23 protein-coding genes are annotated in these 26,011 nt (G+C 42.7%); 7 read left to right on the plus strand and 16 right to left on the minus strand.

Features of this window, described 5'->3' with window-relative positions; all coding sequences use genetic code 11:
* Position 1: 1 nt before the first annotated feature.
* The 9 genes from SPUTW3181_RS16105 to murJ all read right to left on the minus strand — a co-directional run bounded on the left by SPUTW3181_RS16105 (position 2) and on the right by murJ (position 9,518).
* A complete protein-coding gene (locus SPUTW3181_RS16105; RefSeq protein ID WP_011790366.1) occupies positions 2-436 on the minus strand; it encodes a PilX N-terminal domain-containing pilus assembly protein in 435 nt (144 codons plus the stop codon).
* Between the two features lie 12 nt (positions 437-448).
* On the minus strand, positions 449-1,432 hold the full coding sequence (locus SPUTW3181_RS16110; RefSeq protein ID WP_011790367.1) for a PilW family protein: 984 nt from the start codon (positions 1,430-1,432) through the stop codon (positions 449-451).
* Positions 1,433-1,984 carry a type IV pilus modification protein PilV gene (gene pilV, locus SPUTW3181_RS16115; RefSeq protein ID WP_011790368.1) on the minus strand — a complete coding sequence of 184 codons (552 nt, stop codon included), beginning with the start codon at positions 1,982-1,984 and terminating at the stop codon, positions 1,433-1,435.
* A gap of 216 nt (positions 1,985-2,200) precedes the next feature.
* A complete protein-coding gene (ispH, locus tag SPUTW3181_RS16120) occupies positions 2,201-3,130 on the minus strand; it encodes a 4-hydroxy-3-methylbut-2-enyl diphosphate reductase (RefSeq protein ID WP_174520865.1) in 930 nt (309 codons plus the stop codon).
* A gap of 28 nt (positions 3,131-3,158) precedes the next feature.
* On the minus strand, positions 3,159-3,581 hold the full coding sequence (gene fkpB / locus SPUTW3181_RS16125) for an FKBP-type peptidyl-prolyl cis-trans isomerase (RefSeq protein WP_011790370.1): 423 nt from the start codon (positions 3,579-3,581) through the stop codon (positions 3,159-3,161).
* A complete protein-coding gene (gene lspA, locus SPUTW3181_RS16130; RefSeq protein ID WP_011790371.1) occupies positions 3,578-4,093 on the minus strand; it encodes a signal peptidase II in 516 nt (171 codons plus the stop codon). The genes fkpB and lspA overlap by 4 nt, the downstream gene beginning before the upstream one ends.
* Before the next feature lie 9 nt (positions 4,094-4,102).
* Positions 4,103-6,925 carry an isoleucine--tRNA ligase gene (gene ileS / locus SPUTW3181_RS16135; RefSeq protein WP_011790372.1) on the minus strand — a complete coding sequence of 941 codons (2,823 nt, stop codon included), beginning with the start codon at positions 6,923-6,925 and terminating at the stop codon, positions 4,103-4,105.
* A 32-nt stretch (positions 6,926-6,957) separates the two neighbouring features.
* A complete protein-coding gene (gene ribF / locus SPUTW3181_RS16140; RefSeq protein WP_011790373.1) occupies positions 6,958-7,893 on the minus strand; it encodes a bifunctional riboflavin kinase/FAD synthetase in 936 nt (311 codons plus the stop codon).
* A 65-nt stretch (positions 7,894-7,958) separates the two neighbouring features.
* Positions 7,959-9,518, minus strand: coding sequence for a murein biosynthesis integral membrane protein MurJ (murJ, locus tag SPUTW3181_RS16145; protein WP_011790374.1), 1,560 nt, complete (start codon positions 9,516-9,518; stop codon positions 7,959-7,961).
* Between the two features lie 252 nt (positions 9,519-9,770).
* On the opposite strand from murJ, the gene rpsT reads away from it, so the two are divergent.
* Positions 9,771-10,037 carry a 30S ribosomal protein S20 gene (rpsT, locus tag SPUTW3181_RS16150; protein ID WP_011790375.1) on the plus strand — a complete coding sequence of 89 codons (267 nt, stop codon included), beginning with the start codon at positions 9,771-9,773 and terminating at the stop codon, positions 10,035-10,037.
* A 55-nt stretch (positions 10,038-10,092) separates the two neighbouring features.
* Here rpsT and SPUTW3181_RS16155 read toward each other — a convergent pair whose 3' ends face one another.
* The gene (locus SPUTW3181_RS16155) at positions 10,093-10,389 is read right to left on the minus strand and encodes an ArsR/SmtB family transcription factor (RefSeq protein WP_006084975.1); all 297 of its coding nucleotides are present in this window, start codon (positions 10,387-10,389) and stop codon (positions 10,093-10,095) included.
* Between the two features lie 135 nt (positions 10,390-10,524).
* Here SPUTW3181_RS16155 and SPUTW3181_RS16160 point away from each other — a divergent pair, with 135 nt between their 5' ends.
* On the plus strand, positions 10,525-11,934 hold the full coding sequence (locus SPUTW3181_RS16160; RefSeq protein ID WP_011790376.1) for a M28 family metallopeptidase: 1,410 nt from the start codon (positions 10,525-10,527) through the stop codon (positions 11,932-11,934).
* A gap of 59 nt (positions 11,935-11,993) precedes the next feature.
* Here the strand turns inward: SPUTW3181_RS16160 and yaaA are convergent, their stop codons facing one another.
* Both yaaA and SPUTW3181_RS16170 read right to left on the minus strand, forming a co-directional pair.
* Positions 11,994-12,767, minus strand: coding sequence for a peroxide stress protein YaaA (gene yaaA, locus SPUTW3181_RS16165; RefSeq protein WP_011790377.1), 774 nt, complete (start codon positions 12,765-12,767; stop codon positions 11,994-11,996).
* Between the two features lie 128 nt (positions 12,768-12,895).
* On the minus strand, positions 12,896-14,341 hold the full coding sequence (locus SPUTW3181_RS16170) for an alanine/glycine:cation symporter family protein (RefSeq protein WP_011790378.1): 1,446 nt from the start codon (positions 14,339-14,341) through the stop codon (positions 12,896-12,898).
* A gap of 427 nt (positions 14,342-14,768) precedes the next feature.
* Here SPUTW3181_RS16170 and SPUTW3181_RS16175 point away from each other — a divergent pair, with 427 nt between their 5' ends.
* The 5 genes from SPUTW3181_RS16175 (at position 14,769) to SPUTW3181_RS16195 (ending at position 21,755) form a co-directional block, all read left to right on the plus strand.
* The gene (locus SPUTW3181_RS16175) at positions 14,769-17,135 is read left to right on the plus strand and encodes a phosphoketolase family protein (protein WP_011790379.1); all 2,367 of its coding nucleotides are present in this window, start codon (positions 14,769-14,771) and stop codon (positions 17,133-17,135) included.
* A gap of 253 nt (positions 17,136-17,388) precedes the next feature.
* On the plus strand, positions 17,389-18,489 hold the full coding sequence (locus tag SPUTW3181_RS16180) for an OmpA family protein (protein ID WP_011790380.1): 1,101 nt from the start codon (positions 17,389-17,391) through the stop codon (positions 18,487-18,489).
* A 249-nt stretch (positions 18,490-18,738) separates the two neighbouring features.
* Positions 18,739-19,695: a transaldolase gene (tal, locus tag SPUTW3181_RS16185; RefSeq protein WP_011790381.1), complete on the plus strand. Its 957-nt coding sequence runs from the start codon at positions 18,739-18,741 to the stop codon at positions 19,693-19,695.
* 20 nt (positions 19,696-19,715) lie between these two features.
* A complete protein-coding gene (pgi, locus tag SPUTW3181_RS16190; RefSeq protein ID WP_011790382.1) occupies positions 19,716-21,353 on the plus strand; it encodes a glucose-6-phosphate isomerase in 1,638 nt (545 codons plus the stop codon).
* A gap of 216 nt (positions 21,354-21,569) precedes the next feature.
* Positions 21,570-21,755, plus strand: coding sequence for a DUF3545 family protein (locus SPUTW3181_RS16195; protein WP_011790383.1), 186 nt, complete (start codon positions 21,570-21,572; stop codon positions 21,753-21,755).
* A 93-nt stretch (positions 21,756-21,848) separates the two neighbouring features.
* Here the strand turns inward: SPUTW3181_RS16195 and SPUTW3181_RS16200 are convergent, their stop codons facing one another.
* The 4 genes from SPUTW3181_RS16200 to SPUTW3181_RS16215 all read right to left on the minus strand — a co-directional run bounded on the left by SPUTW3181_RS16200 (position 21,849) and on the right by SPUTW3181_RS16215 (position 25,963).
* Positions 21,849-22,385 (minus strand): hemerythrin domain-containing protein, encoded by a 537-nt coding sequence (locus SPUTW3181_RS16200; RefSeq protein WP_011790384.1) that lies wholly within the window; start codon positions 22,383-22,385, stop codon positions 21,849-21,851.
* A gap of 221 nt (positions 22,386-22,606) precedes the next feature.
* Positions 22,607-23,362, minus strand: coding sequence for a hypothetical protein (locus SPUTW3181_RS16205; RefSeq protein WP_011790385.1), 756 nt, complete (start codon positions 23,360-23,362; stop codon positions 22,607-22,609).
* The gene (locus SPUTW3181_RS16210; RefSeq protein ID WP_011790386.1) at positions 23,355-23,960 is read right to left on the minus strand and encodes a sigma-70 family RNA polymerase sigma factor; all 606 of its coding nucleotides are present in this window, start codon (positions 23,958-23,960) and stop codon (positions 23,355-23,357) included. The genes SPUTW3181_RS16205 and SPUTW3181_RS16210 overlap by 8 nt, the downstream gene beginning before the upstream one ends.
* Positions 23,961-24,046: 86 nt before the next feature.
* Positions 24,047-25,963, minus strand: coding sequence for a vWA domain-containing protein (locus SPUTW3181_RS16215; protein WP_011790387.1), 1,917 nt, complete (start codon positions 25,961-25,963; stop codon positions 24,047-24,049).
* Positions 25,964-26,011 lie beyond the last annotated feature (48 nt).

The raw sequence follows: 26,011 nt of genomic DNA on the forward strand, positions 1-26,011 counted from the left end.
ATTAATTTCCTGTTAGTACTTGCTGTTCAATCCCAGCAACAACAGTGATCTGCCCTAAATTGTCTCGACCAAACGTTGTTGTACTGCTAATTTCCACTCGTCGACAACTCACTAAATTAGCGCCAGTCGCCCTGTCTGTTCGCTGACAACTAACATCCCTAACTCCAGTAAGTGGGAGCGGAGTTAATTGCTGCGTTCCATTAAAGAGAGTTTCCGAAGTTACTAAGCCAAGGTTAGCAAAAAGTGCCCCTTGGTAATTTGTAATAACCTGCTGTAAACCACCATCAGCAAGCGCTTTTGCCTCAATTCGTTCAGAACCTGCGCCTGACATACGAAGTGATTGCGTAGAATTGACAGCCAATGCAACACCAATGACGGTCATAATGATCAATACAATCAGTGCAAAAAAAAGCACTATTCCACGCTGTTTGCTCATCAGAAACCTCATTTAACTACGGATCAATACTGGGTTTTCCAATACAACTGTCGTAGACATCACCTTACGCCGATAACTATCCTTAGGTGCTTCAATCGTTTTGTCACCTAATTGATACTGAGTTTCGTTAGTGTAGCTAGCATCAACTTGTACCGATCGCACTAATACAAATAATTTCAAGGCAACCAGTCGCTGAAAAGTCTGATTTTCCCACATTAAATTACTAACATTCTCGGCAGAAAGAAAACTATCTGGCGTATCATCTCCATCATTATCAAAACCATAGAGAATACGGAGATTTTCAATTCCCTCAACCAATTGCTCGTCGTTATTCATTCCAGAATTAGTCAAGGTTTTACGACGTAACACTGGAGTTTTAGCTGCATCATTACTAATAAAGTACACATGATGCTGGTACTCCCATATCCGCCCATTCGTCATAGTGGGAGAAGAGTTACCTGTAAAAAAAATCGCTTGGCTAGCATTAGCTACAACAAAAATATTATTACCAGAAGGAGCAGCAAGGGATGGACCAATTAACCTTTTAATTTGTACTACATCGGTATTGTTATTGACGTTGTTAAGGCAATCGAAAGGGGATGCACCAACGCCCTGCTCATAGCCCCACAAGCGTCGAAAATGTGCAGGTGTATTATTTGGCAAGGTAGCATTATTCAAACCATCACCAACACAATCATTCGCTACGGCAGCAATATTCACTTGGGTGTTGGAACCAAGAACAAAGTCAGTACCCGTCATATCACCCATAAAGCCAAGTTGGCTCAAATCACGCTCAAGAATTGCTAAAGCTATGCGGCCATTTTCCTGTAATTGATTAAATTGGCTTGTGGTTGTCACATTCGAAGATGACATACTAAACATGGTAAATACGCCCGCGGTTAAAAATAGGCCAATAACCATAGCGACCATAAGCTCAACCAATGACAGCCCAGTTTGATAATGAATAATCGCTATATTAAAGCGTTTTATCGCCATCTAAATCACCGTCTGCAGAGTAAAAACGCGCCGTCTTTTACTGGCGGTTCCACAATCTACGTTATCTATGCCATCACTCGTTTCAGTAATCCCTCGCCATGTCATAGTGATAGAAACTGTATTGGCGTTAACTCGAATACAGGCAGTTGGCGTATCTAAACCACCAACATGCTGAGAACCAACGACCTCATTCTCACCGGAAAAAGCGGACTGCCATTCATACAAATCCCAATTAACTAATTGGGCTGGCGTACAGAGAGTAACTCCCTCGCACGCAGGGGATACAGGCGTGATCGCCGTTTTAGCACCAGCATAATCACCATGGTAACTTGCCAGTTGTGTTGGATTAAGCTTCATCCGATTGATAATGTCACTTGCATAATAAGAAGCTTGCGTCTGTTGAAATGATTCAAAACTTCCGCGCTTGGCGATAATATGAAGATTAAAAATGCCTATTAAGCCAATGACTAAAATCACTAACGCGACAAGCACTTCTATCAATGAGAAGCCTTGTTGGAAATGACTTTGTTCAAACCGTTCGATTCTAGTCATGTTTTTGACAAGCTTTTCAGCTGCTTACCTTTTAAAAATCTTAATGTTACAACAAAGGCACTACGGTAGTTAATAATAGATGAGTAAAATGTAACTATCCAGTAACAATTATATCTAAGTACGACTACCATTATGCTTTACATGAATTTCAAATATTCAGGGCAAAAAAAAGAGGCATGATGCCTCTTTTTATCATTTGAATAAAACAACTTAGTGTTACCGTAATTCAGCAGGTACCGCAAAAACGGTATCTTCTTTACGGCCTTCAACCTCTGTGACCACACTAGGGGCGAGTGTCGCGATAGCTTGAACAACTTGTTGAACTAAGACCTCGGGAGCAGATGCGCCTGCAGTCACTGCTACACGTGTAACATTATCAAACCAACTAGACTCAACATCATCCGCGGTGTCCACCAGATAAGACTGGGTTCCTGTTTTCAATGCTAGCTCGCGTAAACGATTAGAGTTAGAGCTGTTCTTTGAGCCAACAACAATCAACAAATCAACGTCTGCAGACAAATTACGTACCGCATCTTGACGATTCTGCGTTGCATAACAGATATCGTCTTTTCGCGGACCTTCAATAGAGGGAAACCTTTTTTGTAAGGCAACAATAATGTCCAAAGTATCATCTACAGACAATGTAGTTTGTGTCACGAAGCAGAGATTATTGGGGTCACGCACTTCCAAAGCTTCAACATCGGCTGGCGATTCAATCAGATAAACTCCACCATTAGGATTATCGTATTGACCCATAGTACCTTCGACCTCAGGGTGCCCTTCATGGCCAATCAGGATGCACTCAATACCTTTGCGGCTGGCACGCGTCACCTGAAGATGTACTTTAGTCACTAAGGGGCACGTCGCATCAAAGACTCTCAGCCCTCGCGCCTTAGCTTCTTGTCTCACCGCTTGAGATACACCGTGGGCACTGAAGATAACAATATTATTATCAGGCACTTGATCAAGCTCTTCGACAAAAACCGCACCACGATCTTTCAGATTTTGCACGACATAGCGGTTATGCACAACTTCATGGCGAACATAGATTGGCGGTGAAAACAATTCCAACGCCCGTTCGACAATACTGATAGCACGATCCACTCCAGCACAAAAACCACGTGGATTGGCGAGTAAAATATTCAAGCTTGGGCTTGTAGGATCGAGTTTCATCTTATAGTACCTTTACGACATCCAATTCAAATGTCACCTTACGGCCCGCTAAGGGATGATTAAGATCAACGGTAATTGAATCCCCCGCGACTTCACGCACAATCCCAGGGATCTCGCTGCCGCCTGGACCTGCAAAGCTCACTATCACTCCTGCTTCCAAGTCCATATTCGCAGGGAAACGGCTTCTATCCATATAATGGATAGCATCAGGATTAGATTCACCAAAAGCATCAATCGCTTCGAGGGTAAAACTGTGTTTGTCCCCCTCATAAAGATCGGCTAACTGTGCCTCAAATGCCGGACTCAAAGTGCCGTCGCCCACATTTAATCGAGCGGGTTTACCCGAGGCTTTAGTGCTATCGGCGGTTGAACCATCCTCTAGTACAATATTCATATGACATAATAAAGAACGAGTTATAGTCACTTCTTAACTCCTTCGGTTGTATCTTGCTCTGATTTACCGCTTAAAAATGCATCCCAAATGATCAACACAGCACCAATACAAATCGCCGAATCGGCGATATTGAATGCTGGGTAGTGGCTCTTACCCCAAAAGAAATCGATAAAATCAACCACGAAACCGTGCATTAATCTGTCGACTAAATTGCCTAGGGCACCACCAATCACTAAGGTGTAGGCAAGATTTAGCTTCCACAAAGAAGCCGATTGCTTACGCAACCATACCGTCAGTAAAGTACTGAATCCAACTGCGACAATCGTAAACAACCAGCGTTGCCAGCCTCCGGCTTCACTTAAAAAGCTAAAAGCTGCACCGTAGTTACGTACGTAAGTAAAATTAAAAAAGGGCAATAACTGCACCGATTCAAACAAATCAAAATTGGCTAAGACCCATTGCTTAGATAGCTGATCGGCTAAAAACACCAACACAGCTACCCAATACCAACGTAAGCCACTGTCTTTCCAAGTTAATGGCATACAGATCCTTTATGCAAACTGACGAACTTCGCCGTCGCCTTCAATGTTAGTTACGCAGCGAGTACACAATGTTGGGTGAGCCTCGATGCTGCCAACTTCTTCTCTATGATGCCAACAACGCTCACACTTCTCTGCTGTGCTTGAAGCAACCACTAATTTAAGTGATGCCAACTCAGTCTCAACCGCTTCAGTTGTTGCATCAGCTAAAGGCAATACTTTGGCTTCAGAGGTCAACAACACAAATCTTAATTCATCGCCAATATGGGTTAATTGCTCAGTCAAGGTAGCATCCGCAAACAAGGTCACTTCGGCTTCTAATGAACCTCCGATACGTTTGTCGCGCCGAGCTTGTTCAATCACTTTGTTCACTTCATTACGAACTGCCAGCAACTGCTGCCAATAGTCATCGCTCAAATCCGTCGCTAACGTGACTGATTTCAAGCCTTGATACCATTCTTGGGTAAAGACATAAGCATCACGCTCACCAGGCAATAGTTGCCACACTTCATCGGCAGTGAAGCTGAGAACTGGCGCAATCCAACGCACCATAGCTTCAGCAATGTGGAACAGCGCCGATTGACAACTACGGCGCGCATGGCCTTCTTGCTTAGCCGTATATTGACGATCTTTAATGATGTCCAGATAGAAACTGCCTAACTCAACCGAGCAGAACTGCATCAGTTTTTGCGTCACTATATGGAAGTTATATTGATCATAGGCTTCGATAATTTCCTGTTGCAGCGCAGCGGCACGGCGAACAACCCAACGATCTAACGCCACCATATCTTCCACGGCCACTAGATCCTTAGCGGGATCAAAACCATTTAAGTTGGCTAATAGGAATCGAGCCGTGTTACGAATGCGACGGTAAGCATCGGCGCTGCGATTTAAAATTTCGTCAGAAACCGTCATCTCACCGCTGTAATCGGTTGCTGCCACCCATAAACGCAGAATATCGGCGCCTAATTTGTTAGTGACAGTTTGCGGCGCAATCACGTTACCGATAGACTTTGACATCTTACGGCCTTTACCATCAACGGTAAATCCGTGGGTAAGCACTTGTTTATAAGGAGCTTTACCATTCATCGCAGTTGATATCATCAAAGATGACATAAACCAACCACGATGTTGATCGCTACCTTCAAGATACAAGTCAACACCATGACCATGGAATTCAGGGCGTGCAGCAACTACTGATGAAAAGGTTGAACCTGAGTCATACCAAACGTCCAAAGTATCAGTCACTTTACGGTATTGATCCGCCTCATCACCCAGCAATTCAGCGGCATCAAGATCCCACCAGGCTTGAATGCCCTGCTGTTCGATACGATTCGCCACGCGTTCCATTAACGACACGCTATCAGGATGCAACTCTTCGGTTTCTCGGTTCACAAACAGCGTGATAGGCACACCCCAAGTACGTTGGCGTGAGATACACCAGTCAGGGCGGTTTTCAACCATTTTTTCGATACGACTTTGGCCCCAATCAGGGATCCATTGGGTTTGTTCGATTTCTTTCAATGCTTGCGTGCGTAGGCCGTGGTTATCCATAGAGATGAACCACTGCGGTGTCGCGCGGAAGATAATTGGTGTTTTGTGGCGCCAGCAATGTGGGTAGCTGTGACGGTAAGCCACGTGATTCAGCAAGGCACCTTTTTCTCTCAGCAAAGCGACGACGTTATCGTTAGCTTTAAAAACATGTTGCCCAGCAAAATACTTAGTATCAGGCTTATATACACCATTATCGCCAACAGGGTTTGCAACTTCTAAACCGTACTTTTGACCAACAACAAAGTCGTCTTGGCCATGACCCGGTGCAGTATGAACGATACCGGTACCCGCATCAGTAGTGACGTGATCGCCTAAAATTGCAGGCACATCAAAATCCAAGAACGGGTGATTAAAGCAGACAAGCTCAAGCGCGGCGCCTTTGGTTGTACCAAGCACTGTATGGCTTTCTACGTTATAGCGAGTCAGGCAAGATTCAACCAAGACTTCAGCTAAAATAAGCGCTTGTGTCACACCGTCTTTTTCGAATTCGACTAAGCTGTAATCCAGCTCCGGACTCAAAGACAAGGCGCGGTTCGCAGGTAACGTCCATGGCGTGGTCGTCCAAATGACCATAGAGACAGGATGCGAGTAATCGCTTACCCCAAACTTAGCCGCAACGGCTTTGCTGTCAGCGGCGACAAACGCCACATCAATAGCAGGTGATGTCTTATCTTCATATTCGACTTCGGCTTCAGCTAACGCTGAACCACAGTCGGTACACCAATGCACAGGTTTGACGCCTTTATGCAAGTGACCACTTTCAATCACTTTCGATAAAGAACGAACGATATTAGCTTCTGTTGAAAAATCCATCGTTAAGTACGGATTTTGCCAATCACCCAACACACCTAAACGGATAAAGTCTTCACGTTGGCCGTTAACTTGCTCTGCAGCGTATTTACGGCATTCTTCACGGAATTCTGCTGCAGTGATTTTTTGACCAGGCTTACCCACTTTTTGCTCAACTTTCAGCTCAATAGGTAAACCATGGCAATCCCAACCTGGAACATAAGGCGCGTCAAAACCAGACATGGTTTTTGACTTAACAATAATGTCCTTGAGGATTTTATTAACTGAGTGACCAATATGAATACTGCCATTTGCATACGGTGGGCCGTCATGCAAAATGAAGGGAGTACGGCCAATTCGGCTATCACGGATCTGCTGATACAAACCGTCTTTTGTCCAGCGCTCTAACATCTCTGGCTCGCGATTTGCCAAATTACCACGCATCGGAAACTCTGTTTCCGGCAAATTCAAAGTAAATTTATAGTCGCTCATTGATCCTATACCGTTAATTAAACTGATAAATTTCAGCCTGCATCATTACCAAATAAAGCTCGGGCTTCATTTGCATCATTTAAAATCTGTTTTTTTAGCGCATCCAATGAGTCAAAAGGCTGCTCATCTCGGAGTTTAGCCACCAACTCGACTTCAACATGTTTGCCGTAAATGTCATCTTCAAAATCAAAAAGATGCACCTCAAGCTGACACACTTGACCGTTCACTGTCGGGCGAAACCCAATATTGGCTACGCCCTCATAAATATCGCTGTTATCCCAATAACATTTAACCGCAAACACACCGCGTACCGGCACAACATTGCGCTTTAAGGCAATATTCGCAGTAGGAAATCCGATAGTGCGGCCAATTTTTTGCCCATGTGCAACACGACCACTGAGTGTAAAAGGATGACCTAATAGACGTCTTGCCTGCTCAAGATTGCCCTTCGCCAATTGTTCACGCACAGCAGTGGAACTCACCCGCTGGGACCCCACAATAAAACTCTGCGTACTCACAACCGTAAAGCCGAAACGCTCCCCAGCATGCATGAGCATGTCAAAATTACCTTTACGGCCTTGGCCAAAACAAAAATCATCACCCACAACTAGATATTTGACACCGAGCTTACGAACTAACAATTCTTCAATAAAATGCTCTGCAGGTTGACTCGCAAAAGCGCGATTAAAGTTAACACACACTAACCGCTCAACACCTAGCTCATCGAGTAAAATGACTTTATCACGTAATAAACTCAAACGAGCAGGAGCATTATCACCGCTGAACAACTCTTGTGGTTGAGGTTCAAACGTCATCACCGTCGATGGCAGCGATAATTGCTTCGCCTTCTGCACTAAGTTGGTAATCACTTGAGCGTGACCACGATGAACACCGTCAAAATTACCTATAGTCAAAACACACCCATGGTGAGATGACAAAATGTTATGTATACCGCGGATTAATTCCATAACGTTAGACAACTGCTAAGCGCAAATCGGCTGATTATATAACAGCTAGCGATGAGAATCAGCAATCATGCTCCCCGTTTCATTGACCAAGGACGAATTCCAAACACAAGTAACCCAAGCAGATAAGTTACAGCCCCCAAAGCGATTAAGCCCATCAAAGCCTTCCCACGCTCAATCAGGTGCCATTCTAGCCATTGGGATTGTGACGGCAAAAAGTAGTATAAGACTACCACCATCAAGGCTGTAGAGACCACGGCTTTAGCAAAAAACACCATCGTTGGCTTCGAAACTCGATATACCCCCGCTAAATGCAAGCCTCGGTATAGTAATGTCGCGTTGAGCAATGCTGACATGGAGGTCGCAATCGCCAATCCAACATATCCAAAAGGTACCGCAAACAAGAGGTTAAACCCCATGTTAGTAATCATAGCAATAATGCCATATCGTACGGGCGTCTTAGTATCTTGGCGGGAGTAATATCCTGGCGCCAGCACTTTAATCAGCATAAAGCTAAGTAAACCACTACCGTAAGCCATCAAACTATAGGAAGCCATTTCTACATCGTGAACAGAGAAAGCGCCGCGCATAAACAACACCATCAACATGGGCTTAGCTAATACGATTAATCCCATCATTGCAGGCAACCCAAGCAATAAAATCGCTTTTATTCCCCAGTCCATGGTTTTACCAAAACCAGCGCCTTCAGCATTAACATGGTTTCGTGAAAGTGCAGGTAAAATAACCGTTCCAATCGCAATCCCAAACAGCCCAAGCGGAAACTCCAACAATCGATCAGAGTAATAAAGCCAACTAATTGAGCCTGTCATCAAAAAACTAGCAATAAAGGTATCAAACAAAAGGTTAATTTGTGAAACAGATACACCAAATAATGCAGGGATCATTAGCGTTCTAATCTTAACGACACCAGGGTGATTCCAGCCCCAAGAAGGTTTAACAAGCGCCTTTTCTCGCAAAAGAAAGGGAATTTGAAATAAAAACTGAATCAATCCACCACAAAACACCCCCCAAGCGAGAGTGATTTCAGGTTGAGTCGATGTTGGTGCATAGAAAATAGCCGCAGCAATAATCGCCACGTTAAGAAATACAGGCGTAAAAGCCGATACCGCAAAACGTCCTCGGGTGTTTAAAATTGAGCCAGCTAAGGCAGTAAAAGTGATAAACCACAAATAAGGGAAAGTAATTTTAAGCACGACGGTAGCAAGTTCAAATTTCGCACCATCAGGCTCATTGTTAAGCCATGCGATGAACCAACCGCCACCAAATAGTGCCGATAACACAGGTGACGCTATTACTCCAACTAAGGTGACTATTGTCACTAACAAACCAAGTGTTCCCGCTACCTTACTCAATAACTCACGGGTTTCCTCCGATGAATGCTTTTCCTGATATTCAGTTAAAACAGGAACAAATGCTTGTGCAAATGCACCTTCTGCAAATAAGCGGCGTAAAAAATTTGGAATTTTATTGGCGAAGAAAAAAACATCCGCACTGGTTCCGGCTCCCATCAAGTTTGCAACTACAACATCTCTTATCAAACCTAAAACACGGGATATCAATGTCATTGCACTGACTATCATACCAGATCTTAATAATTTTCTACTCAAACGTCCCCCAGACCTACATCGAATTGATTAGGTGATTCATCTCAAAAAATCGACTCAGGCTCTGTCACACCGCGGCAATAGCTGTTAGAATTGCGCCACATATTACACGAGTTGGGTTGAAGATAGCCAAGGCAGGTTGGATTAATTTATCTTTATGATGAATATTCAATCATAGTCATTGACAAAGTGACTAAATGCAGGCATATTCCTCGGCCTTTAAAAGTATCAAATCCAGTTTTTAGGAGTTGCACCTTGGCTAATAGCAAGTCTGCAAAGAAGCGCGCGCTTCAATCTGAAAAGCGTCGTCAGCATAACGCCAGCCGTCGCTCAATGTTACGTACATACGTTAAAAAAGTAATCGCTGCAATTAAAGCAGGCGATCACAAAACGGCAACAGAAGCTTTTGCTGTTGCACAACCAATCGTTGACCGTATGGCGACTAAAGGTCTTATTCACAAGAATAAAGCCGCTCGTCAAAAGGCTCGTTTGAACGCTAAGATCAAAGCAATCGCTGCTTAATGACTAGCAAATCAAAAAAACCGGCAATTGCCGGTTTTTTTATATCTGAAAAATATCAATGACAATAGATGTTATTCAGTAGGTGGATCATCTCCCGTACTTCATCACTTTTCAGTGAGTAAAATACCGTTTGCGCTTCTTTGCGTGTGGTTACTAAATTATCTTTGCGTAACCAAGCAAGGTGTTGCGACAGTGCCGATTGACTTAAGCCTAATTTCTTGTTCATTTCGCCAACACACATTTCTCCTTCATTCAATAAATAACAAAGGATAAATAAACGGCGTTCGTTTGCGAGTGCCTTTAATAGCACTACAGCATGATCGGCTCGCTCCTGCATTAATTCAATATTCATTACGCACTTCTTCTCCTAAATCTAACCCCTGCGCTAATATAGCGTTGCCTTACAGATATAGTCGGGACATAAAGCACACTTTTTGCTAGATTGTTTTTAAAAGTGGGACATGCTTAATAAAAATAAAGGAAACCTATGAAGCGCTACCAAACAACATTGATGACAGGCCTTTTAATTAGCAGCTTAAACGCTTGCCAAAATCACGTTGAAACAATGTCAATAACAAATAATGATGCCTACCTATTACAACAAACCGCATTATCCTCATCATTAGGATACGACATCGTAGAATCCTTAACCGTTGAAGTCGGACCTAGACTAGCTGGAAGTCCTAAAGATATTATTGCGGTAAATTGGGCCATGGATAAATTAACTCATCTCGGGTTTGATCGAGTATATAAAGAACCAGTACAAGTCCCCATATGGGAACGCGGTGAAGCCAAAGCTAAGATAACCTTTCCCGTTGAACAGCCTCTGGTAATCACCGCTCTTGGTGGTAGTGTTGCAACACCAACGACAGGAATTCAAGCGAAGATCATCCGTTTTGATAGCTTAGAAGCGCTTAAACAAGCAAACCCTGAGGATGTCAAAGGTAGGATAGCCTTTATTGACCAAAAGACTGAACGCCATATCACGGGTGAAGGATACGGTAAGAGTGTTGGAGGACGTTCTAAAGGTGCTGTTGCTGCGGCAGAGAAAGGAGCTGTAGCAATTATTATCCGATCGATTGGCACAGATCACGACCGCATGGCCCATACAGGTGTGATGCGTTACCAAGATGGTGTACCCAAAATCCCCGCAGCGGCAATGTCAAATCCCGATGCAGACTTAGTCACTGCAATGCTAAGACGCGATCCAAATGCAATACTCGAGTTGCAGATGTCACCAAAGAACTCAGGTTTTAATACCTCTTACAATGTCATTGCCGAAGTAACGGGCAGTAGTAAGCCCAATGAAATAGTACTCATTGGTGCTCATTTAGATTCCTGGGATGAAGGTACTGGCGCGATTGATGACGGTGCCGGTGTTGCCATTGTGACTGCGGCGGCAAAACATATCCAAGATTTACCGATAAAACCTGCACGTACGGTAAGAGTAGTACTTTATGCAGCGGAGGAGATTGGTCTCATGGGAGGAAAAGCCTATGCTGAAGCCCATAAAGCAGAATTACCTTTGCATTATATTGCCGCTGAATCTGATTTTGGTGCTGGGCGCATTTACCAAATTGATACAAAAGTAAATGAAAGCGTATTCACAAAAGTGCAAAATATATTAAAACCTATGACCTTGAATGGCGTTACGCTTGGAAGTAATCAGGCTTCAGCGGGACCCGATATTTCAATGTTGCCCACACAGGGAGTACCCGTTGCCTCTCTGAGACAGGATGGCCGCGATTACTTTGACTATCATCACACCCCAAATGATACTTTAGACAAAATTGATCCCGCGGCATTAGCGCAAAATGTTGCTGCCTATGCACAATTTGCTTATCTCATGGCAAATTCGAATATAGTACTTACTCCATTGGCGAGTGAAATAAAATAATAAGTAAATGGAGTAATAGAGAATGACGTTAACCGTTCTCTATTATTCCCTTCTATTTCCTATTGTGCTTCACGTAAAAAAGTCGGCTCACTCTGCGTACTATGCTCTTCGCTGTAGTAATAGCCTGCTGCATCAAATTTTATTAATTCATCGATAGAGTTTATCTGCTGTTTAATAATATACCGCGCCATCATGCCTCGAGCTCGCTTAGCAAAAAAGCTAATCACTTTATATTGACCATTTTTATAATCTTTAAATACTGGTGTGATTAATTGCCCATCTAACTGTCTCACTTTTATCGCTTTGAAATATTCATTAGAGGCTAAATTAACGACTATCCTATCACCCTGTTCCGTTAGCGTTTTGTTAACGGCTAGCGTTAATATATCTCCCCAAAAATCATAAAGATTCTTACCTCTAGCATTATTTAATGCAGTCCCCATTTCTAAACGATAAGGCAAGATTAAATCCAAGGGGCGCAATAAACCATACAACCCCGACAAAATACGCAACTGTGACTGAGCGCGTTCTAGCTCTTGTGATGATAATGTATCGGCATCAAAGCCTGTATACACATCGCCTCTAAAAGCAAAAATGGCTTGTTTGGCATTTTCTAAAGTAAATTGAGGTTGCCACCCTTCAAAACGGGCAGCATTTAAACCTGCAATTTTATCACTGACTTTCATTAGTGTTGCTATATCACTCGGAGCTAACTGTCGACAAACTTGGATCAACTCTTGGCTATGGTATAAAAAATCAGGCTGAGAATAGACTTGAGTTAAGGGTGGCTGCTCAAAATCGAGGGTTTTAGCCGGTGAAACCAATATCAACATCAAAAACTCCAATTGAAAAAGAAGACCTTACCATCATACTTACCAGAGATAAAAAAACCACGTATTGCATACGTGGTTTTTGCAATAGCAATAATAAACAAACTAAAGAATAATGCTAAGCTAATGAATTACAGTACTTTAGCTGATTTAGCATCACCTGTATCTTGCCAAATATCATTATCTAGTTGATCCATAAGCTCAGGAAACTTACTGCGATCAAATTCTGGCATTTTCCCTGTTTTAAGCTGCTCACGATAATCGTTAATGACTCGGATAGCCAACCCAGATAAAAGCAGTAATGCCACAATATTTACTGTAGCCATAAGCCCCATTGAGACATCAGCTAAATTCCACACTAGACTAATCTTTGCAACGGCGCCAAACATCACCATACCTAATACACATAAGCGGAATAAGGGTAGTGCCTTGGTACTATTGCCAGTCAAAAACATCACATTCGTTTCAGCATAAGAATAGTTTGCAATAATAGAGGTAAAACAAAATAAGAAAATTGCGACTGCAATAAATGCCCCCCCCCAATCTCCAACATGAGTAGACATGGCATTGATAGTGAGTCGAATACCATCCTCACTAGTGCCAATATCCCCAGATAACAGGATGATCGCAGCCGTTGCAGTACAAATAACGATAGTATCGGCAAATACCCCCATCATTTGGACAAAGCCTTGAGATGCAGGATGATTAGGGTTAGGTGATGCACTTGCTGCAACATTTGCCGCACTCCCCATACCCGCTTCATTCGAGAAAAGTCCACGAGCAATACCCGCTTGCATCGCTTGCGAGACAGTATAAGCCACACCGCCAGCCGCAGCCTCTTGCCACCCAAAAGCACTCTTCACAATTAAGCTAATAATTGCAGGGAGTTGATCTAAATTGAACATAACGATAATGAAAGCAACGAGAATATAGGCTAACGCCATGATAGGCACTATAAACTCTGAGACTCGCGCCACTTTACGTAGACCGCCTACAATCACAAAGCCACTAGCGACGACCAATCCAATCCCGACATAAGTAGGATTAAAACCAAATACCCGTTCCATAGCACCAGTGATAGTATTTGCTTGTACTGCATTGAATACTAAACCAAATGCAATAATCAGAAAGACTGCAAATAAAATGCCCATCCATCTCTGACCCAGTCCTTTCTCCATATAATAAGAAGGGCCACCACGAAACTGACCATTATGATCTCGAACTTTATAAACCTGTGCTAAGGTTGATTCAACCATAGCAGTCGCCATACCTAAAATAGCGATGAGCCACATCCAAAATACCGCACCAGGGCCTGCTGCACCGATAGCGACAGCAACACCTGCCATATTACCGGCACCGACACGAGCAGCCATACTGGTGCAAAAGACTTGAAATGAAGAAAGTCCGCTATCGCAACCTTGTCGGCTCATGGTCATAACTTTAATGGAATGTTTAAAGTGAGTTAACTGGATAAAGGCAAGTCTAATACTGAAATAAAGACCAGCACCTACCAGTCCATAAACTAACAACTTGCCCCAAAGTAGCGCATTCAAAAAATTAACTATGGTTTCTAACATATTATTTTACTTCTTCCCGTAGCAAATGCTCCTCTAATGGTAATTAAAGGTACAACATCTGTGGTGAATGAATCCTTCCAAGTTAAAGGTAAGAATTTCAGTAGATTTATTTTTTCAAATTATCCTTCCGTGAATTTACAACATCACGGCTACCGAATTCAACGCAGCAAAGTAGCACAGTATTCGAAATCACTCATGTGATCAAGCCTACATTTACACGCTCAAACACCGACCGCGTCACTAGACATTACTTCACGCAAGCCTTTGTTAAAGCTAAATTAACAAATGAGAAAACTCAAATCACCAAACGTAACATCAAAAACAACTTTTAAAATTTGGATGTAGGGCACATTTTTGTAATAAAACTACAAATATAGTAACCCCATCGAAACTCAATTTACTTTTGTCAGCTCTAGTGAGGCTAAATATGACACACATCCATGAAATAAACGCTCTGAAAAAGTACGTCAGAGCAACAAACTTCCTTGCCACATCACAAATTTACCTCAAACAAAATGTCTTACATAAACGTCCACTAGCACACTCTGACATAAAACCACGCTTACTCGGTCACTGGGGAACGTGTCCTGGTATCAACTTTGTTTATGCCAACATTAACAGACTCATCGTTAAACATAATCGTCCATTCATCTATTTAGTTGGCCCTGGTCACGGTTTCCCAGCCGTACAAGCTAACCTATTCCTCGAAGGTTCCTTAAGCCACTTCTACCCTGAAACGATTCCGTATAACGAAACTGGTATCGAAGATATCTGTAAAAAGTTTTCAGCAGCCTATGGTTATCCTTCACACGCGAACCCAGAAGCTCCAGGGCAAATCCTTGAGGGGGGGGAATTAGGCTATTCACTTTCAGTAGGTTGGGGTGCCGTTCTCGATAATCCTGACCTAATCGCCACTGTTTTGATTGGTGACGGTGAATCAGAAACTGGCCCACTCGCAGCGTCATGGTATGCAAACCGTTTAGTATCACCGGCCACCAACGGGGCCGTGCTTCCAATAGTGCATATTAATGGTTATAAAATTTCTGGTCCAACTCGTATGGGGCGCATGAGCCATGAAGAGCTAGATCTTGAATTCCGAGGCTTAGGTTATTTCCCCATCATTGTTGACAGTGACGCAGAAGAAGATATCTATGTGCAGATGACAAATGCCATGGATACTGCTTACAGTATGATCAACGAGATTCAAACCCGAGCTCGTAGTGGTGAAGATGTCGTCAAACCTCGCTGGCCAGTGATCTTGATGCGGACAGCTAAAGGTTGGACAGGCGTGAGCGAATACAATGGTGTCAAGCTAGAGGGCAATTGCGAATCTCATCAAGTCATTGTGAATAAATGTGCGACTGACAAAGGCCACCTTGATGCACTCAATAACTGGCTAGCCAGCTATCATTTCCAAGAGCTTTATCATATGAATGATAAAGGTGAGCTGATTTTTGATGCCGATATCTGCTCATTAATCCCACCGAAACAACTTGCCTGTGGCCGCCAACACTTAACCTATGGTGGCGAAGTAGTTAGAGCTTTATCTAATCCCGATCTTGAAAAACTCTGCTACGGTCCAGAAGTTCCACGTGGTCAACGTGGTTTTTCAATGCTGAAAATGGGTCAGTGGATGCGAGATGCATTTAAGCTTAACCGTGATCAAAATAATCTACGCATTTTCAGTCCAGATGAAACCTATTCAAACCAATTACAAGCGGTATTTGAAGAAACAGATCGCGCATGGCAGTGGCCAATCGAAAGCTGGGATGAAGATATGTCCCGCGATGGACGAGTGATTGAATTATTATCAGAGAACTTGCTTTTCGGTATGTTGCATGGCTATACAGTAACGGGACGACATGGTATGTTCCCAACTTATGAGTCCTTCTCGCAGGTCGTTTCATCCATGGCAGATCAATACTGTAAGTATGTATATGCAAGCCAAGGTGTCCACTTCCGTAAACCACTACCAGCATGTAACGTCGTGCTATCTTCCCTCTTAGAGCGTCAAGATCACAATGGCTACTCACACCAAAACCCTTCATTTTTAGGGGCAATGTTAGAAAAACATCCAAAAATTATTTCGGCTTATTTACCTGCTGATGCCAACAGTACTCTCGTCTATACAGAGCGCGCATTTGCCGACCGTGACAAGCTCAATATCCTTGTTGCAGGTAAAAAAGAACTCCCTCAATGGTTAAGCCTAGAAGAAGCCCGTAAGCAAGCAAAAGACGGTGTTATGGTATGGGATTTTGCTTCTGACGAGAATCCCGATATTGTTCTTGCAGGCTGCGGAGACTATGTCACTCAAGAATGTATGGCATCCTTGGTATTAATTCGGGAATTATTACCAAGAGCAAGAATTCGCTTCGTTAGTGTAACGGAATTAAGCAGTGATGGCTTAGGTAGCCGTAAGTTTAAAGAAAAGCCTTGGTTAATGGATGAAATATTTACTCAAGATAAAGGCGTTGTATTTAACTATCATGGTTATCCAAATACAATTAAAAAGTTAATTTTTGATTACAAAGGAAGTCGCCGTTTTAGAATTAAAGGATATGAAGAAGAAGGTTCAACAACCACACCATTCGATATGGGCGTTCGTAATGGAACATCACGCTATCACCTTGTTATTGATATGGCTTATAAGTTGTTCCAACAAGGCGTAATAGATGAAACTCAGCATGTTTCAATTACCACAGATATGCTGCAGAGACTTGTTGATCATCGCAACTATATTAAAGCAAATGGTGTTGATCCAATCGAAATTGAAAACTGGGTTTGGACACGTTAATTAACAAAATTAGCTAACAATATCGATACATTTTAAAGGCACTCTTTTGAGTGCCTTTTTAACATTCAAACGCATTAACGGAATGGTGAACGATAAAAACATTAGACTTAACACTGGAAAAATTTAACAAATGAGGTGATAATTAACCGCTGGCTACAATACCATAAGGATCCCCACACTCAGTGCTAGCAATGTTTTGCATAAAACCGCAAAGCATATTTTGTGGAGAATCATAAACAATGGACTTAAACAAATGATGAAGAATACATTAAAAGTAGTTTTACTTACGTCAATGCTCCCACTTGCTGCCAGTGCATCTCAAGAACTCACGCCTTGGTATGTTGGTGCAGGTCTAGGCGTTAATAACTATGAACACATTGCAACTCAAAACGGTGATGACAACCCATACGCATGGGATATATTTGCCGGCTATATGTTTAATGACTACTTTGGTGCAGAAATCGGCTACCGTGATCTAGGTAACGCTGATTGGACCACTTCAGGCATTAGCAACGATGCTGACGTAAAAGGCGCGACACTTGGTTTAGTTGGTCTTTGGCCATTAGCTAACCGTTGGAGCCTATCAGCTGAAGCTGGAGCAATGTATTACACTCTTGAAAATAGCCAACGTGATACTATTTCTGGTGCTCGTAGTTCATATAGCTCTGACGACTTCGCCCCATACTTTGGTGCAGGTATCGGCTACAACTTCACTGACAACTTGAAGTTACAAGCCAAATACCGTCGTTATGAAAACTTAGATGACAAATACAACATCGTTGAAGCAGATAGCAACTACTGGGGCCTAGAGCTTAGCTACCGTTTTGGCACTCCAGTTGCCGCCGCTGCACCAGTTGTAGCAGCCGTTGTTGCTGCACCTGTCGACTCAGACAACGATGGTGTATACGACGATAAAGATCAATGTCCAGCGACACCAGCAACTCATAAAGTTGACTCTGTGGGCTGTACCATTTATGAAAATGTGAAAAACAAAGAAGACGTAGGTTCAATCCAGTTTGCTAACGATTCTGCTGTAGTTAAAAATGTATACTACAAAGACATCGAAAGACTAGCTAACTACTTGAACAAGAACCCTGAATTCACAGTTGAAATTGCTGGTCATGCCTCAAACGTAGGTAAACCAGAATACAACATGGTTCTGTCTGACAAGCGTGCTGACGCTGTTGCCAATATTCTTGTAGAAAAATTTGGTATTAGCAGAAGTCGTGTGACCTCCAACGGTTACGGTATTACTCAGCCGTTAGTTGCTGGTGATTCGAAAGAAGCTCATGCTGCGAACCGTCGCATTGAAGCTATCGTTACAACCACAACAAAACAACCTGTTCTGAAGTAATTCATTACAGTCCATTACAAAAGTCGCTGCTTGCAGCGACTTTTTTGTTTTTTGGCATCTATAATACCTAAGCGATTGGTACTTCCCTCCAACTGAAATGAATGACTTTAGTTCCTTACATTGAAATCGACATTGTTTTGTCATTTTTGTAATTTTTTTACATTCGAGGTTGGAAAAGTTGGTAAAATCGCTTCTAATAGTCATCAGTGAATTCCGAGTTTAGATAGTTACCTGAGAAGGATGTTTTCCATGGCCAATACGTTAGAACAACTCAAGTCATATACAACTATTGTTGCAGATACCGGTGATATAGAAGCAATTAAACGCTATCAACCTGAGGATGCGACAACAAATCCATCTCTCATCTTAAAAGCAGCTCAAATCCCTGAATATAGTTATTTAATTGATAATGCCATTGCTTGGGCACAGACACAGAGCACTGAACTTGAGCAACAAATTGACGATGCGAGTGACAAGCTAGCAGTCAATATCGGCGTTGAAATTCTGAAGCTCGTTCCAGGCCGAATCTCAACAGAGGTCGATGCCCGCCTCTCATTCGATAAAGAAAAATCCATTGCTAAAGCCCATAAGCTAGTACGTTTGTATCAAGAGGCTGGGATTGATAAATCTCGTATTTTGATCAAATTAGCCTCTACATGGGAAGGCATTTGTGCAGCCAAGGAATTAGAGCAAGAAGGGATTAATTGCAATCTCACATTATTATTCAGTTTTGCTCAGGCTCGAGCTTGCGCTGAAGCAGGCGTTTACCTGATTTCTCCTTTTGTTGGCCGTATTCTAGATTGGTATAAAAAAGACACAGGTAAGGATTATGCACCAGCCAATGATCCAGGTGTTGTTTCGGTCACTGAAATTTACAACTACTACAAACAGCACGGTTATAACACTGTGGTAATGGGAGCCAGTTTCCGCAATATAGGTGAAATCATTGAGTTAGCAGGCTGTGACCGCTTAACTATTGGCCCTTCACTCCTAGAAGAGTTAGCCAATTCTCAAGCGCAAATTCAAGCTAAACTCTTACCAGCGACAACGACGGTTGCAGCAGAGACGCCTCTGACTGAAGCGCAATTCCGTTGGGACTTCAACCAAGATCCAATGGCGGTTGAAAAGTTAGCGGAAGGTATACGTAATTTCGCCATCGACCAGGGCAAACTTGAAGTAATGCTCAAGGCAAAACTCTCAAACTAAGCTTCTTCGGAGACGATTCGATGACACTCTTGACCCAAAGCTCAACCTGGCAAGCTTTATCAGCACACACACAAAACTTACCCCATATGCGGGAATTATTTGCAACTGATGCGGCACGTTTCAAAAATATGTCACTATCGGCTTGTGGTTTGTTTCTCGATTACTCAAAAAATAGAGCAACGGCTGAAACTCTTGAACTGTTATTTTCCTTAGCCAAAGACAGTCAACTCGAAGCCAAGATTAAGGCAATGTTTGCCGGCGAGATAATAAATACCACGGAAAAGCGCGCTGTATTGCATACCGCGCTTCGCAGCAAAGCTAGTCAGTCAATTATTGCCGAAGGCCAAGATATCGTCCCAGAGGTTCAGCAAACCTTGAGTAAAATGCAGGAATTTGTTGAAACAGTGACTTCTGGACAATGGAAAGGATACACAGGCAAAGCAATAACCGATATTGTGAGTATCGGTATTGGGGGCTCTTTTCTTGGCCCTAAAGTGGTTTCTCAAGCCCTACGTCCATACTGGAACCAAGGTTTAAATTGCCATTTTGTGGCAAACGTTGATGGCACTTCTATCAGTGAAAAACTGAAGTTGCTCGATTCTGAAACCACACTGTTTATCATGTCTTCTAAGTCCTTTGGTACCCAAGAAACACTGACAAATACCTTAACAGCCAAGGCCTGGTTTTTAGCTAAAGGCGGCTTACAATCCGATGTGGCTAAGCATTTTGTTGCAGTCACGTCAAACGTGACTAAAGCAACTGAGTTTGGTATTGATGCCGATAACATCTTCCCTATGTGGGACTGGGTTGGTGGCCGCTACTCGCTTTGGTCTGCCATAGGTCTGCCTATTGCATTATTGGTGGGTATGGATAATTTCAGAGCCCTACTCAATGGTGCTCACCAAATGGATGAGCATTTTGCCAGTGCACCCTTGGCAGAAAATATGCCCGTCATCATGGGACTACTGTCTCTATGGTATGGTAATTTTTTTAATGCTCAATCCCATGTGGTATTAACATACGATCACTATCTACGTGGTCTACCAGCCTACTTCCAACAACTCGATATGGAAAGTAACGGCAAGTCAGTCACACTCGATGGAACTGACGTTGATTACAGTACAGGTCCCGTAATTTGGGGAGGTGAAGGCACGAATGGTCAGCATGCCTACCACCAACTCATCCACCAAGGTACAGCATTGATCCCTGCCGACTTTATTATGCCGCTGCAAAGCCATAATCCCATTGGCGTACACCATGATCAATTAGCATCAAACTGCTTTGGACAAACCCAAGCACTTATGCAAGGTAGAACCTTCGAGGAAGCGTTAGCCGAATTGGCGAATAGTTCGTTAACTGATGAAGAAAAACAGCTAATAGCAAAACATAAAGTGATGCCCGGAAACAAACCAAGCAATACTTTATTGATGAACAAGCTAACGCCAGAAACCTTAGGTGCGCTAATTGCGCTGTATGAACACAGAACCTTTGTTCAAGGGGCAATATGGGATATCAACTCCTTCGATCAATGGGGAGTCGAGTTAGGTAAAAATCTCGGTAACGATGTGCTCGCGAGGATCAGTGCAGAACAAGATTCCAGCGCCTTAGACGCTTCAAGTAATGGACTGATTAACTTGTATCGACAAGGTGCAATTTAATTGAACAAAAAGCCAGCAATTGCTGGCTTTTTTATTGTATGCCTTTATTTATAAACACTTTATAGTCAACTCGATCGACAATATCTGTACCTAATATCCAGAATATATCATCCAAACTTCATTTCAAGTTAACACAAATGAAACATAATTCTTGCACCCTGTTTTGAAAATATGTTATTTAATCGCTGACAAAACATACAACAACAGGAGGTTACCATGGATCGTTTAGATTATGGTTGTGCGCTAGATGAAGTCGTTGAAAGACCCGATCGCTCGCGAGGCTCCAACAAGAAGCGTAAATGGCGAGAGATTGAAGCGTTAAAGGATAAACATCGTTTGCTTAAAGAACTCCAAGAAATTGATAATAACTTTGACTACGATATTGATTCGATCCAGTTGTAACCTTATGTTTGATAATGCTTATACCAATCGTATTAAACATAACCGAATGAAAAAAGCGCACTAGGCGCTTTTTTATTCGCCCAAATATTACTTCTATTCAGACTCGGAAAGATAAGATCGTAGCTCATCAAATGCCTGCTGCTCTCGGTCCAAAAACAGTGGGTCATCAATAAGGGATTGTTGGCATTCCTCTTCAATCACTAACCAGTCCTCTTCCGTTAGGTTTTGAGCGAGGAGCGGAAATATCTCTCTCTCTTCCATTTGCATATGCCGCTCTTGTAATTCAACATACTCAGCAAAATCTGTAATTAACTTTTCTCTCGCAACAACGATATCACTCAAAATCAAATTTAAAGTATTCATCAACGTCGCAGAAGCTTGGATCACCGTTTCATGCTCACTGCTCAGTTTATTAATATCGTCATTGGCCTTATGTGCTAAATAGTAAGCATAAATAATGTCTTCAATAGGATGATGGCTGCGCTCGGCATACTCTTGCATATACTCGACGATGTCTCTTACCACGATAAAATTAATCGCTTCACCCTCAGATAGTTTCATCTGTTTGTTTTTTAAGACATTCAATAAAACTGCGATATGTTTATGATCATGCATAAGTCTTTTGAGCATACTGCCTCCTGAATTTAGGCCATGACTATTGATACTAGTCAAGTCATAGTGCGAACTCCAATATAACAGGCTAAATCCTGTTCACTTTATGACGGCGATCAAGTAAATCATATACCTTAGAGTAAAAAACTGCCGCACCAACAAGACTAACATCCTTTCATTACATTAGGTTTTATAAATCGAAGCATCCTCTAACATCATCCAGTAAAATCACGATAGTATTACTTAACAGCTTGATGTAACTGTTGTTGTAGCATCTTAAATTCTGCACGGAGTGTTTGAGATAATTCATCTTTCGAGTTATTAAGCTCCTCCGTCATCGCGAGTTCGGGATACCTAGTCAGCAGTATTTGCTCTAGTGCTAATGCTTGCTCATTTTCTTTTGTATCGATAAATACTTTTAATCTTTGTAGTGACTTCTCTAAGGATTCTTTATCTTCGATATCTCGACCAACATGTTCAGAATTTGCCCCATGTTGTGGCAATACTGGGCTTGCTGCGGCTATGGAAGTGACATCTTGCTCAAGGGATTCTTCAGTAGCTTGAACAGCCATACGTGATCTCGCTTGCATGGCTTCTGACTGAGCGGCGTCGACTGAGCGGCGCTCCGCTTGCTCGCTTTGCCCGGCTCTCATTTTCGCTGCAACCATAGGCTCAATTGTTTGAGGTACTGGTGCACTCATACTCAGTTCCGGAACAATGGCTACATCATCAATTTGTGGACGATTTAAGATGGCTACACTAATCACAATGATCAATGATGCTACGCTAGATAGAGCTAATGGAAAACGTCGCCAAAAAGGTACCATCACAGGTTTTTGCCTAGTCCTATCCATATCAACAAGATGGGTTTGGGCAAGCGCTAAAATATCTTGATCTAACTTTGCGGATGGCATTTCTAACGACTGCTGGTGATACCAAATAGAGACTTGCTTTCGTGCTTCAGTTTCTTCGGTATTGACTGTGACATTATTCATGGCCCGCCTCCTGCCATTTCGCATTTACGCACTCTTTTAAGCTTTGATAGGCATAGCGAATTCGACTTTTTGTTGCTTCGAGGGTTACCCCTGCGATATCGCTTATCATTGCAGCAGTAAATCCCATTTCAATATTAAGAATAAAGGCTTCTTTCTGTACTTGGGGCAATAGTGAAATACAGGTTTTAAGTAGCAAACTCTTTTGGGCTTCTTGCCAGTGGATATCAGGTTTATCTTGATCGCATCCCTCAAAAGTATCTAAGCCAGTCACATCGGTATCACTTGCGATGAAATCGACAGGCTTGACAGCTCGGACATGGTCAATCAATAAGTTATGTGCAATACGGTAAAGCCAAGTACTGAATTTAGCACTGGCTTGATAATTTACTGCGGCACGGATAACCCGCCCCCACGTTTCTTGGTATAAATCCTCAGCCAGTTGCTTATCACCCAACTGGCGCACAAAATAACGATAAAGTGCCCCCTTGTGCTTCAGGTATAACTGCTCAAATGCCTGACTATCTCCTTGTGCATAGCGTTGCATCAGTTGTTCATCGCTATGCTCATGGGCATGTATTTGCGGTATCGCTAGTGCCACAATTGTTCCCTCATTATTTGGCTTACCCCTACACTGATTGATCCAATTCTTTTGTCCATCTTTCAAGATTTGCCGAAAATTGACCTTTAATGGAGTTTATCCTCTGGGGGAAAAGGTTTATCGCCGTGTGCAATTGATTGGTTTATCGCTGCGGCGTTAGATTGTGCAAGCACTGCAGCGGTATCCACTAGTTGCATAAATTCATGCCGATAACCGAAGGTATCATCTCCCAGAGCAGAACGAGTCAGCGTACTTAGCTTAGTATAATCAAATTGATGTAAATAGTGACTATGATTCAATAATTGCCCAAAACCAGCGACTGCTGCCGCAAAACGAAAGTCATCACTAGTCTGATTTAAATGCTTCACACTTTGGTCGATTCGTATTGGGTAGGTAAGCAGTTGGCTCTTATTCTCATCGGGTAATTGGTAGCGTAGCTTCAAAAAGGCAATTTCTTCGCGGCTGTATTTTTCTTGTCCCGTTTGAGGATTATAACCGTATCGCAACTTATCATTAGCCATTCCCCCCATTTCTGCATAGCGTAATTCATACAATGCCGTCACAGTATGACCCGCACCAATTTCCCCTGCATCCACTTTATCATTGTTAAAATCCTCACGGGCTAAGGCGCGGTTTTCATAGCCAATTAAGCGATACTCGGAGACTAATGCCGGATTAAATTCTATTTGTACTTTTACATCCTTAGCGATGGTCAGTAAGGTCGAACTTAACTCATCCACTAGTACTTTTCGTGCTTCATTCAGCGTATCAATATAAGCATAATGCCCATTACCTTTATCGGCTAACTGCTCCATCAGTTGGTCATTATAATTGTCCATTCCAAAACCTAAGGTGGTAAGGCCAATTCCTCGCTGCTTTTCTTTTTCAATTAGACTGATTAACAGGTCAAAATTGGTTACGCCGACATTAAAATCACCATCAGTTGCGAGAATAACGCGATTAATGCCGCCTTGGATAAAATGCTTTTGTGCTAATTGATAGGCTTGCAAAATACCTTGACTACCGTTTGTTGAGCCCCCCGCTCTTAATTGCTCTAATGCATAGGTTAATGCCTGTATATCATCACCCGAAGCGCCATCAAGCACCACACCTGCAGCGCCTGCATAAACCACTATAGAAACTTTATCTTGAGCACTTAATTGCTGGGTAAGCATTTTCAGCGCCGTTTGCAACAGAGGCAGTTTATCGGCTGAAGCCATTGATCCTGAGACATCAAGTAAAAAAACTAAATTACTCGCACCGAGTTCGGATTTAGTCAATTCATAGCCCTTCAGCCCAATACGTAGCAGCATCATGTCGTCATTGTAGGGTGAGGGAGCAAGTTCAGTCGTCACACTAAATGGCGCTGCATTTTTATTCGGCAAGGGGTAATCATAGGTAAAATAATTGAGCATCTCCTCAATACGTATCGTGCCCTTCTCGGGGAGGCTCCCCTCTTTAATCATCCGTCTCAGCGTTGAATAACTCCCTGTATCAACATCAATCGAAAAAGTCGAAATGGGGATTTCACCCGCGACCATAATGCCATTTTGTATTTGTTTCTCGAACCTATTACGCTCAGGTTGCTTAATACCATACCAAGCGTCGCTCGCGATGGGGGCGGCGACATAATGAGTATTGATAACATGCTTGGCAGATCTCTGCTTTGCAGCTAACGATGCATCGATTAAGCGTTCAGAAGATTGCACCTGCTTCAACTGATGGAGTTCCTCCGATTTATATATCGCTAATACTTTGCTCTGTTCGCTCTCTAACCTCACAGTCTCAGCTTGCTCAGTCAAAGGATGCACGACTAAGGATTTATCCCCATCACTTTGCTTATCTGAGCAACCACTCAATCCGAAAAAGATTGCTAATGTCAGACTCGATAGTAAAAACACTCGATTCCTTGCTGATTGACGGCATAAAGTGCTACGCGCAAGCGGCACAATTGAAAAATGATGAGCAGATAAGTATTGCTGCTGAGTTGGGGCCTGTTCCATGTAAAAACCTCTGCGATTAACTTATCCCTATTAACGCAGCACAATGTC

The organism is Shewanella sp. W3-18-1 (genome assembly GCF_000015185.1).
Classification (GTDB): domain Bacteria; phylum Pseudomonadota; class Gammaproteobacteria; order Enterobacterales; family Shewanellaceae; genus Shewanella; species Shewanella putrefaciens.